Annotated in this window: 7 protein-coding genes; 6 read left to right on the forward strand and 1 reads right to left on the reverse strand. The window is 37.9% G+C overall.

Going from position 1 to position 12,678, the window contains the following annotated elements; genetic code table 11:
* Nucleotides 1-374 precede the first annotated feature (374 nt).
* The 6 genes from ACM46_RS02790 to ACM46_RS02815 all read left to right on the forward strand — a co-directional run bounded on the left by ACM46_RS02790 (nt 375) and on the right by ACM46_RS02815 (nt 11,355).
* A complete protein-coding gene (locus tag ACM46_RS02790) occupies nt 375-2,552 on the forward strand; it encodes a prolyl oligopeptidase family serine peptidase (RefSeq protein ID WP_048505079.1) in 2,178 nt (725 codons plus the stop codon).
* Nucleotides 2,553-4,787: a lantibiotic dehydratase family protein gene (locus tag ACM46_RS02795; RefSeq protein WP_048505080.1), complete on the forward strand. Its 2,235-nt coding sequence runs from the start codon at nt 2,553-2,555 to the stop codon at nt 4,785-4,787.
* Entirely contained in the window at nt 4,784-5,629 is an 846-nt protein-coding gene (locus ACM46_RS02800; RefSeq protein WP_048505081.1) for a thiopeptide-type bacteriocin biosynthesis protein, read from the forward strand. Before ACM46_RS02795 ends, ACM46_RS02800 begins: the two co-directional genes overlap by 4 nt.
* A gap of 472 nt (nt 5,630-6,101) precedes the next feature.
* Entirely contained in the window at nt 6,102-8,924 is a 2,823-nt protein-coding gene (locus ACM46_RS02805; protein ID WP_131707530.1) for a hypothetical protein, read from the forward strand.
* 5 nt (nt 8,925-8,929) lie between these two features.
* Entirely contained in the window at nt 8,930-9,922 is a 993-nt protein-coding gene (locus ACM46_RS02810) for a hypothetical protein (RefSeq protein WP_048505083.1), read from the forward strand.
* A 1,052-nt stretch (nt 9,923-10,974) separates the two neighbouring features.
* The gene (locus ACM46_RS02815) at nt 10,975-11,355 is read left to right on the forward strand and encodes a group III truncated hemoglobin (RefSeq protein WP_048505084.1); all 381 of its coding nucleotides are present in this window, start codon (nt 10,975-10,977) and stop codon (nt 11,353-11,355) included.
* A 60-nt stretch (nt 11,356-11,415) separates the two neighbouring features.
* Here the strand turns inward: ACM46_RS02815 and ACM46_RS02820 are convergent, their stop codons facing one another.
* Nucleotides 11,416-12,486, reverse strand: a complete 1,071-nt coding sequence (locus ACM46_RS02820; RefSeq protein ID WP_048505085.1) for a calcium:cation antiporter — start codon at nt 12,484-12,486, stop codon at nt 11,416-11,418.
* Nucleotides 12,487-12,678: the final 192 nt, after the last annotated feature.

The raw sequence follows: 12,678 nt of genomic DNA on the forward strand, positions 1-12,678 counted from the left end.
TTTATGCAAATTTACATATTTCTTCTTCAAAAAACCAGGATTGAAAAAAAAACAAACCAAGCTTGCAATTAATTGAAAATAAATTAATTACAAAACCCAACACCATCATGAATTTATAAATCTATACTACACAGGCATGGTTGGTTTAAAAAAATATTCTTTTATTTGCTACAGATTACTAAAAATAAATTTCTAATGAAAAAACAAGACAAACAAGAGAAAAAATTATCGTTAAAAAAAATGCAAATCATGAAAGTTAACGATATGAGAATCATCAACGGAGGAGCCAGTGCAGGTGTAAATTGTGGAGGTGACGAGCCTCTTCCTACTCCTTTAAGACATACTTTTATAACTTCTTTAAGATAAGGATTTACATGAAGTATTCAATATTTATCATTATCTGTTCTTTTTCTACTTCTCTATCTGCCCAAAAAAACAATCCTGCTCCGTCTAAGCCTTCTACAGACGACTATTTCGGAACCAAGATTGTGGATGCATACAGAAACCTGGAAAATCTGGAAGACCCTCAAACCCTCAACTGGATGAAAACCCAGACGGCCTATACCAATGCCGCTCTGGATCTGATTCCCAAAAGAAATTATTTTTCAGCAAAAATGCTTGAATTTGATCAGAGGCAGGGATACTCCATATCCAATTTGGAAATAACAGATAATGGTAAATATTTTTATTTAAAAAAGAACAGCAACGAAAAAGTTGCAAAACTCTATTATCGCAAAGGAATCTCCGGAAAAGAAGAATTGCTTTACGATCCTTCCCAATATAAGAAGTCGGAAAAAAATCATGAATTTGTTATTAACTACCTGAATCCAAGCTGGGACGGCAGCAAAGTAGCCATTTCATTAGCTGAAAAAGGACAGGAGCTGGCAGAAGCCATCATTATGGATGTTGATAAAAAATACATCCATCCGGAAATTATCACTCAGATTGAACCTGTAAGCGCAGGAGGAATCAAGTGGCTGGATGACAACAGTGGATTTATCTATCTCCATTACCCTACTACAGACTCTAAATCACTCGATTTTTATAAAAATACAAGAACTGTTTTATATAAAATCGGGACTGATCCTAAAAATATAACCGATCTTTTCTCTGCCAAGAACAATCCGGATCTGAACATCACAGAAGATATATTTCCCATGATCCTGGATTTTGATAAAGATGACCGCTACTACATCGGCATGCTGGTAGATTACAATACATACAGAAAAACATACATCATCTCTAAAAAAGATCTGTTAAGCGGAAAAAAGAACTGGAAACCTTTTTCAGACCCTGGAGATAAAACCAAATCATTAGAAGAATCCAACAGTGATGTCTTCTTTTTGTCGAGCTATAACTCTTCCCTTAACAGTCTTTGTAAAACCAGCATCAGTGATCCCCGGTTCAAAAATCCGGAAGTTCTGATCCCTGAAAAAAAGGATGAGATCATTAAAAGCTATAGAATTACCAAAGACGGCATCTACTATACCACCACCAAAAACGGGGTGGAAGCCAAATTACATTTACTGAAGAACGGAAAGGATACGGAAATTCAACTTCCTTATTCATCCGGAAGCGTCGTTCTCCAATCCAAAGGGAAGGGCTTTTCTGATATCTGGGTGATTTGTTCCGGTTGGGCCAATGATAACCAAAGATTCAAATATGATCTGAAAACCAATATTTTTAAGCCGGAAGATCTTACACCGGTTACAGAATATCCTGAGTTCAAAGATATTATTGTAAAAGAGATTACCGTAAAATCAAGAGACGGAGAAGAGATTCCCGTTTCCCTGATCTATAATAAGAACATTAAAAAAGACGGTAAAAATCTCACCATGATAGACAGCTATGGATCTTACGGATATTCCATCAATCCTTTCTTTGCAAAAAAATATCTGTTATGGATCAGCCAGGGAGGAATGGTAGCTGTTGCGCATGTAAGAGGGGGTTCGGAAAAAGGTGAAAAATGGCGCCTGGCAGGCTATAAGGAAACCAAACCCAATACCTGGAGAGATCTGATAGACTGTACCGAGTTCTTAATTAATGAAAAATATACTTCAAAAGATAAAGTCGCACTCTGGGGAGCCAGCGCAGGAGGAATTACCGTAGGAAGAGCCATGACGGAAAGACCGGATCTATTTAAAGTAGTAGTCGCTGAAGTAGGCGTTATGAACCCTCTGAGAGATGAGACCACTCCTAATGCACAGCCGAAAGAATTCGGGACAGTAAAGGATCCTAAAGAATTTAAAGCCCTTCTTGAGATGGACTCTTATCATCATGTGGAAAAAGGGGTAAAATATCCCGCTACTTTTATTACCGGCGGAATCAATGACCAAAGGGTTACCGTATGGGAACCTGTGAAATTTGCGGCTGCATTAACGGCTGCCAGCACTTCCGGACTTCCTGTGATGTTAAAAATAGATTATGAAGGAGGTCATGCAGGGAATGTTCCTGCAGCACATCGCTATGCCAACATAGGAGATATGTTTGCCTTCGCTCTATGGCAGCTGGGCCATCCGGATTATCAGCCAAAACAAAATACAAAAAAGTAAATGTCCCGTTTTCCTTATCTTTTTTTTGACGAATTTGTAGTTCGAACCCCTCTGTTTTCATGTACGGATTTCCGGAGACATATGGGAAAAGATGAGACTCCGGAGACCACATTAAAAGAACTATATGCCAATCCTGTTTTTCAGGAAGCTATTTATCTGGCCTCTCCTTTCCTGCATGGAGAGCTGGTGAAGTGGCTCAGCACAGAACATCAATACGCTGTAAAAGAAGACCAGAAGCTAAAAAATACCCTGCTGAAATATTTTTGCCGTATAAGCACGCGCAGTACTCCGTTCGGATTGTTCTCCGGTGTTGGCCTGGGAAAATTTTCAGCATCACCAGATCCGCTGGATAAGGGAAACCATACCCAAAATTCATTAACTGAAGCCTGGTTAAGAGACACTAAACTGGATATGCATTTTCTGGTGTCCCTTGCTCAGCATTTTGTAAAAACCAGGGAAATAAGAGACCAGTTGCTGTTTTATCCTAATAACAGTATTTATAAAATCGGAAACAGGATCCGTTATATAGAATATCAATACACTCACGGGAAAAGGGATTATATCATCTCATCTGCCCCGCTTTCGGAAGAACTGCAACAGGTTCTGGAATTTTCCCGATCCGGAAAAACCATACACGAGATTGCAGAGATCCTGGTTAATGAAGAAATAACCAAAGAAGAAGCTCTAGAGTTTATTGAAGAGCTCATCGACAATCAATTGCTGGTAAGCCAGCTTGAACCGAATGTATCAGGAGCTGATTTTCTGGACCTGTTAATTTCAGTTTTAACCAAAATAAATGCCGGCGATGCTGCAACCGTTCTGAAGAACATCAAAGATAAGCTGGACAAGCTGGATCTTCATATCGGAAATCCGGCCACTCTTTATGCTGAAACGGAAGATCTGATCAAATCCTTTAATACTGAGTATGACAAGAAATTTCTTTTTCAGACGGATCTCTATTTCAAAAATGAGTTCTGCCTTTCTCCACACTGGAAAAAGGAACTGAAAAAAGCGATCTGCTTTTTAAATAAAATCACATTACCTCAGACCGAAACCACCTTTCAAAAATTTAAACAGGCATTTTCTGAACGATTTGAAGCCGAAGAAGTGCCGCTCCTGTATGTTCTGGACGCCGAAGTAGGAATAGGATACAGACAAGGTGTTTCCTCAAAAGGTCTTCATCCTTATTTGAATGATCTGAAATTTCCGGCTTCTACCAAAAAGCCAACCCGTAGCATTCATTTTAACTCCGTTTTTACCATTCTGAACGAAAAGTTGCAGGATGCCTTGTTGTTTCAGCGTGAAAAAATTGAATTATCTGATCAGGATTTCGAATCCTTTGAGGAAAACTGGAACGATCTGCCTGATACCCAATCTTTTTTAACAGAAATAATTTCAGAAGATCATCAGGAGAAAATATTTATCAACAGCAGTACCACATGCAGCGCTGCTAATTTTTTGGGACGGTTTCATTCGGAAAAATCCGGGATCCGCGATCTGACAAAAGCGATTGCCCGTAAAGAAAATGAGCTGAATTCCGAATGTATTCTTGCGGAAATCATTCACCTGCCGGAAGCCAGAATAGGCAACATCATCCGGAGACCATCATTACGGGAGTATGAAATTCCGTACTTAGCACAGTCTGCTCTGCCCGTGGAAAACCAGATTTCAGTGGACGACCTTTATATTTCGCTGAAAAATGACCAAATTGTTTTGCGTTCCAAAAGGCTGAATAGAGAAGTAAAACCTTATCTGACCAATGCCCATAATTATGCTTTTGAGACGCTTCCTGCCTATCACTTTTTATCTGATCTGTATTCTCAGAATATCAGAACCGGGATGTATTTTGATTGGGGCGGGCTGGAACATATATACCGTTTCTTGCCAAGAGTGGAATACGGAAATATTATCCTTTCAAAGGCCAGATGGAAAATAACGGACAAGGATATTTCGCATCTGCTTCCCTTAATTTCGGATAAAAATCATTTTTTAGCTGAATTAACAAAATGGAGAACCCAAACGAAAATTCCTGCATGGATACAATGGGCGCACTTTGACAATACACTGACTCTGCATCTGGACAATTATGAGATGGCTCAAATGTTCGTACAGATTGTCAAAACTGAAAAATCATTGCCTGTGGAGGAATTTTTATACCATGAAACGAATGATCATAAGCAGGAATTCATCTTTTCGCTGTATAAAGCCGAAACCTTAAAAAAACCGGAAGCATGATGAAGAGAAAATTTATTCCCGGCACCGAATGGCTGTATCTGAAAATATATACCGGTGTAAAAACGGCTGATATTATTCTGGAGGAAGCCATAACTCCTTTAACCGAAGCTCTTCAGGAAAGAAATCTGATTGCAGAATGGTTCTTTATCCGGTATCTGGACCCGAAACCTCACATCCGTTTAAGATTCAGACTCCACAGTGTCACAGACCATAATTCCGTGACTGAACTGATCAACAAAGCCTTGCAGAGCTATCTGGAAAGCGGCGAGATTTCATTAATACTGCATGATACCTATACAAGGGAAATTGAGCGTTATGGAGAAAATACAATAGAAGATGCTGAAAAATTATTTCATAGCAACAGTGAGCTTTCTTCGCAGTGTCTGCATTTTGACGATGAACAAAAAATCATTATCAGTCTTTTTCTGATCGACACCTACTTAACAACACTAGGACTAAATATTCAGGAAAAACTGGACTGGATTAAAGATTTCAACGAAGATTTTAAAGCTGAATTTAATGCAGATAAAGTTCTCAACAGCCAACTTGATAAAAAATACCGGGAATTGAAGCCTCAGTTTCTGAATTTTAACTCCTCTGATGAATATGTAAGCGAAAGAGAATTTATTATTTTAAACATTGAAAAAGACCGGGCTGTATTGGAACATATTCAACATCACGACAAAAACCAATCTCTGGGAATGCCTCTGAGAATATTTTTCCAGAGTATTTTCCACCTGAATATCAACAGGATTTTCGTTTCCAGCCAAAGGACATTTGAAATGATTATCTACGACTATCTGTTGAGGTATTATAAAACGAATTTCTGGATTGGTAAATAAATTACTCATTCGAAGAACTCCAATTACTGAGTCTAAAAAATAAATTTCTCCTTCAAATTCTTCGAAAATAATTTGCTGATTCCTGTGTAAATTATACAATCCGCTTTGGGTTATACTTATCTTTTAATAAAGTCAGTGGCATTTCTTCAAATGTCCCTTCATTTCGCTTGTTTATTGGAAGAATCTAAAGCATCCACTACAAATTGTTGAAAATCAATCCATAAGCAGGATCTAAATAAAGATAATCTGCTGGAAAATATCTTTTAGAAACAGTGGAAATACCGGAATATTTAAGGTGTTTTTCCTTTCCCTGCCTTTTATGTTATATGGATATTTGATAGATGATAAGCCATGAAAATATTTTGATTTTCAAAACCATGTATCCTGACAATTTTGGAACTGAGTAAGCTTTTGCTGAGTTGTCAGAGGTGAAATTGAGATGCAAAATTCTAACAAACTAAAAACAAAAGCCATGTCAGAACTATTAAAAATCTTTACAAAAAGGCCGGTAGAGCTTCTGAGCGCCAGCGATATTCAATCCTTTGGAATACAGTCACATCCCGAAAATTATCAATCGGAAAGGTTTAAAAACTGGAAAAAACTATGCAAAGAAAACAATAAGACTCAGTTAAGTCTGGAAATAAAGGAGTTCTTACAAGGCCGGGAATCTATCAAAAAGATGGAGGATCTGGGGAAAGAATGGACCAAAGCTATAACCGATTTTAGGTTATTGGGAAACAAAATTGATAAAAACAAAGCTTTCAGTATTATTAAGGAAGCAAGACTGGATATTGTTTTTGAAAAAGAGAAAAGCCTCTATTTTTTACAGCGAACGGCCCTTGCTGATACCATTTTATCTTTGGTTCAGGTAAAAAACCTGCGCTACCCTACCAACATAGACTACCTCTCCATTCTTGCACAAATGGACTTTGTGGACAAGTATTACAAAGATAATATGAGCTTGCCTGATAAGAATATCTCCAGATATTTTGAGAGACGCGTCTTAATTCCGTCATGCTTTTCAAAACTGGATCAATGTGATACGGAAAGACATTCTGAATTTCCTTTTCTGGAGGTTGGAAACCCATTACTAGAAACTAAAATCCCAGGATGTATCAATGACAAATGCAGTTGTAAACCCAATAATAATTGTGTTCCGCAAAGCAAGTGTTGCGCCAGGCCAAGAATTGATATTATCGACTTAATGGTCGTGAAAGATTACACCAAATGCTATCAGGCAGGAGATTTATCCTATATAAAAAATGTATTGGAAGGTGAAGAGTTGACAACTAAGCACAGACGTTTTGAAAAAACAGAAGAGTATACCGAAACCGAAGAAGAAATAAAACAGTTTGAAGAAAAATACCTCCAGACTGAGGATAAAGCTTCTCTGCAAAAAGAAGTAGAAAATATAGTGAAGCAGGATTCCGCTTTTGAGGCAGGAGTTACTGCCAATGCAGACTGGGGAACCTATAAAATACAGGCAGACTCCAAATACAGCACCAACCAGTCGAAATCACTGACGAATAAAGAAATCATCAATACTTCAAGAGGAGTTATAGATCAGGCTACTAAAAGGGTAGAAGAAAAAGTAAGAACGCTAACTTTCACCCGAAGAATTTTTGAAACAGAAGAAACCAATGAACATTCTTTTAATAATGTAAATGGAGCCAACATTTCGGGACAATATTTATATGTCAATAAATTATCCAGAGCCCAGGTGTACAACTACGGAAGAAAAGCGGTTATAGAACTTACATTGCCGGAACCTGCAGCTTTGTATAAAAAGCTTTTTGAGTCTGATTTCCAGGGCGTCTTGCCTGTAAAGCCTGCTGCCCTTGATGTAACAGCCCCAATGATCACCCCTGAAAATTATAAATCTTTAATTTCCAAATACAATCTGAAAGATGTTCCCGCTCCACCCAATTTTTTTATAGAAATAACTGTTCCTCTGGAAGGAGAACCGGGAGATCCTAAGGGAAAAAATAATAAATCCGGTTCCTGGACCTCTTCATTTCCGTGTATCATTCCGGCCAACTACGCAGGAATCAGTATGCGGGTGGTAAATATCCGTCTTAATTATAATGAAGGCGGAGGAGTATCTATTAATGCCAGTTTAGGGCCCAACGGAGACAGCATGTGGCATCAGGACGGAGGGCTGAACAATCTGGGGAATGTTGTTTCCCTTCCTGCTATCGAAGGGAATCATTCTGTGAATGTACATGCCTGGGATGTTACCAATTTCAAATGGGACCTGATTGTAAGATGTAAATTAAAAGATGAGGCTAAAGAACAATGGCAAACATCTGTTTTCTCCAAAATTACAGAAGTGTATGATAAGGCAATGGAGAAATACAATAAAGAGTGGGCAGATTACCAGAAAGCCAAAGAAGAATTCGACAAAAAAGAGGAAGAACTGAAAAGGGAACGGTATAACCAAAATCCTTTTATTCACAGAGAAATTGAGAAAATAGAATTGAAAAGAATGGTGATCAGTTATATATCCTGCCAGTTTTTCGACGGATTTGATGCGATGAAAAATAGAGTTGAACCTTGCGGGCATCCTCAAATGAACATCAAAGAAGCAGAACAGCAGGGGAATTTTATTCAGTTTTTTGAACAGGCTTTCAACTGGAACCTGATGATCTATATTTTCTACCCTTATTTTTGGGGCAAGAAATGCAGCTGGGCAGATCAGATGAAAGAAGAATCCAATGATTTGATTTTTAAAAAATTTTTAGAGGCAGGAAGCTGTAGAGTACTGGTTCCGATCAGGGACGGTTATTTTGATTATGTTTCTTATTTTCTGTCTTCAGGAGAAATCTGGGGAGGTACAGGTATTCCGCCATTGCCTAACGATCCGCATTATGTTTCCATTGCTCAGGAAATCAAAGAACAGAAAGAAAATTTCTATTCAGACAGAGAAGGAAGTCTTACCGTAACCAATGCATCCAATACAGTAGTGCTGAACAATAGTGATTATTACTGGGATTATGGTACATCCACGGCAAGCAGCCTCAAGATCAATGCAGATACAGACAGAGAAATCATCATAGACTGTAAAGTATACAGAATCGTAAATATTGTGGAAGATACTTCGGTTTCTGCTCATACTTCATGGATCATTACTCTGGAAAGAAATTATGAAGCCGCTACAGCTACTGATCTGAAATGGTCTACAGGAGCCATTTTTGTAGGAGCACCCTGGGAATTTGTAACGCCAACGACTTTAACTTTCCTAAGGGATAAATCCAAGTGTCTGCCATGCTATCCTTTAAAAGACTGTAAAGAATAAATATCATGGGCTACGAAACATTTGCCAACCCAAAAGGAGGGTATTCTGAACCGCTAAATGCAGCTCCGACGTATCAGACGACGCCTCAACCCAAACCCATGATTCCTCCGCCAAGAGGAACAGAAGGGGAATTTGTAGAGAAAAAAGTATATGAAGGCGTTGGAAAATTTCACGGAAATCATTTCAGAGGCTATTTCAGCTATATTGCCAACCCTTCCCATAGCCAGATTGTTGCGATGAACAAGTATTTATTCGATAATTTTTGTGCCGTATTTGCTCTTGCCAATGTGACGAAAGCAACTTTGGGAAAATATAAGTTTAAATCAAAATCAACTGTAGAATTTCAGATGGGGGGAACCATTACTCTGTTGGAAAAATTCCCCCAGCTGGAATTTATAGGCGGGCTCATTCATTCAGACTGGATTTCTATAGAAAAATCAGCAGATTCTTTAAGTTTTTATGGTTCTACTCTGAAACGGGAATGGATTCATAAACAGGAACGTGAACTGTTTTCAGACTTAGGGAAAATTGCCGCGGCATTGAATATTATTGACGTGAAAAAAGCGTTCGAAATTGTACAAAATTTAATTGAGGCTAATCAACATCATTTTCTGGCAGGCAGAAGATCATGGGCCGTAGGGTTCGACCGTTCTGTCAATCTATGGTTTATTGAGACCGTCGCTTTTGAAAGAAGCTCCGTCTGTGAATACAGTTTGCTGGATAAGTATGGAAATCTAAGGCAGATGATCATGGATATATGGATCTATCAGATCAATAATTATTTCAGGGTTTTAAAAAATACCACAGGAATAATGGCTCATATTACAGGATTTCCGGCAAAAGTAAACGGGAAAGTGATCAGCGAATATGCAGATTACAATTACAGTAAAAATGTGTTGTATAAAATTATCGAAGAAAAATCGGCTCCGGTTTTACTGAATACGCCATGGTATTCGAAATGTCTGAGCAGGCACCCGGGACTTACCAAAGATTTATAAAGATTTTTGTCCCTATGAAGGTGAATAATCATCTTTATGAAATCTTGCACAACATAGATTGAATATCAACAGAGTGTATATTTGAATGGTCAAGAAAATAACGAATAAAGAATACATTTACTTTGGCTTGAGCAAGGTGCATTGCTTTTGAATGCTTTAAAGTGTAATATCCACTACTTGATCTAACACTCAAACTTTCAGATCAAGTAGTGGATATTGCAAACTAATCTAGAATTACTCCGGTATTCTTCACTTTTAGCCTGGAAATATATCAATTTAACTCGGTATTTAATTCCCAATAAGCTTTTTCATTTCTTAACAGAATCTTACTCGGGGTTTGCTAAGGAGTGGGAATGAGATTTGGAGCAACTGTCACAGCACCACTTAAGCCCCCCACCAGCAGCCGTTTGCGCATCTGACATACTAAGGCCGCATTGTGATATTTTCCAATCTGTCGTATGCCAGCAACAAGTACCTCCTCCCTGTATGCTTTTTAATTGCGATCTCGTAAGTACTTCATGTGTACCTAATTGTAATGTTCTTAATTTTTTCATGATTAATAAATTTTATTTGATTATGTAAATTGTTTTACTATTTACAATGAAGTTACTATTCTTTGAGTAGACACATAGCTCCCCTATATATTCCTTCAATTTAAAGCGAGATAGGCAGCAGTTCCGGAATTTCTACAGTAGGTATGTAGATGACATAAGCAATCAATTCTGAGGATGCCTTTGTATTGTTTTTTAGAGATTTTTTTACAAAATGAAACTCTTAAACTTACTGTCAATTCTTGTAAAAATAAACAATTAAAATTCATAATAAAATACCCCATATGGGTTATTTTATGACATTCTGCATCTAAATAAGTTGTAGTATAGAAGAAAATTAATTTTCAGTACTTTATTACAAAACACAATTTTATAAATACAAATGATAAATGAAAAAATATATTATTCTTTTAAGCACCTTGTTAAATATAATTATCAAAACCTAAATATTATCAGCCTGCGGAATGAATTTTTACTATGATTTTGCAGTACATTTGAGATATGAAAAAATTGGAATCAAGAGAGGACATTGAGCATCTCGTCAATTCATTTTATGCGAAAGTAGTTAAAGATGAGACGATTGGATTTTTCTTTAATGATGTTGCGAAAGTAGACTGGGACAAGCACCTTCCTAAAATGTATTCATTCTGGGAATCTGTTCTGTTCGGACAGATGAGCTACAAAGGAAATCCAATGGGTGTTCATTTTCCGATTAACGAAATCAAAGCTATGGAACAGAAACATTTTGACCGATGGCTTGAACTGTGGAGAACCACCATTGAAGAGAATTTTGCCGGAGAAAATGCCGATATGGCCATTTACAAATCCGAGAATATTGCCAAACTAATGGCTTTTAAAATGGAACTGGCCAGAAGACTGTGATTTTTTGTAAAAAGTCGAATAGGCAAAAGGGCAAATTTGCTTTTTAGTGTTTAAGCTTTTCTAAGGAACTATTACCGTAAAGATATAGGCTGCAAGATTCACCAATAAAACGGTTCCATAGAGGATATTGGTTTTTCCGCGGCTGAGAGAAAGCATAACAATAAATACCGACAGGGAAAGCAGGATAATATCTTTTTTATCAAGACCCAATACCAGCGGAATATCGTACATGATGCATACGGTAGACACTGCCGGAATTGTTAAGCCTATACTGGCCAGCGCAGATCCCAATGCGAGATTTAAACTGGATTGAATCTGATTACTTCTTGCAGCACGGATAGCCGCCACCCCTTCAGGAAGAAGCACCACTCCAGCAATGATAACTCCCACCAGAGACTTAGGAGCGCCAATACTCTGTACCATATCTTCAATGGTTCCCGAAAGCCCTTTAGCCATTAATACAACAATGACAAGGCATACGACAAGAAAACCAAAGCTTACCAGGGTTTTTTGCAATGAAGGAATATAATGTTCTTCCGGATGCTCGTCCGGAACGATGAAGTAACTTCTGTGACGCACTGTCTGAACCATCAGGAATACACCATAGATGACAAGACAGGCAATAGAAATAAAGATAAGCTGGGCTTCGTTATAGAAAGGCCCGTTCACACTTGAAGTAAAATTGGGAAGAACCAGGGTAAGCACCAAAATAGAAACAATACTTACCAGATAAGTAGTGGCAGAAGTTCTTGCAAAGAACTGTTCATGGTATTTTACGCCACCTACCAGGATACAAATCCCCAAAATTCCGTTCAGGATAATCATGACGGCAGCAAAAACGGTATCTCTGGCCAGCGTGATCGCCTGATCTCCGCCGGCCACCATGAGCGAGATGATGAGCGCAACTTCAATGATCGTGATACAAAGGGCAAGGATAATGGTTCCGAAAGGCTCCCCTACTTTATGAGCCACCATTTCTGCGTGATGTACTGCGGATAAGACACTTCCGGTGAGCAGAATCCCTGCAATAATATCATAGAAAACCCCGCTTCCCATCAGTCCGGAAAAATAATATCCTACCGCCAGAACAGGAAAAATATACGTATAATGTAAAAGTTCTTTTAATCTCATAAAGTGACTACAAAATACAAAAAATCTATGATGTTTTAAATATCAAAAGAAAATATTAATAATATTTTAATGTCGTAAAGCAGGAAATCAGAAGGGAGAAATTATTCCAGTGATAAAGAATAAATACTACCTTTTTTACTTTTAAATCCTACTCTATTAATTTTTAGGCTGAGGTAAAGGCTAAGACTAAGG

The sequence above is a fragment of the Chryseobacterium angstadtii genome (genome assembly GCF_001045465.1).
In the GTDB taxonomy this organism is placed as follows: Bacteria; Bacteroidota; Bacteroidia; order Flavobacteriales; family Weeksellaceae; genus Chryseobacterium; species Chryseobacterium angstadtii.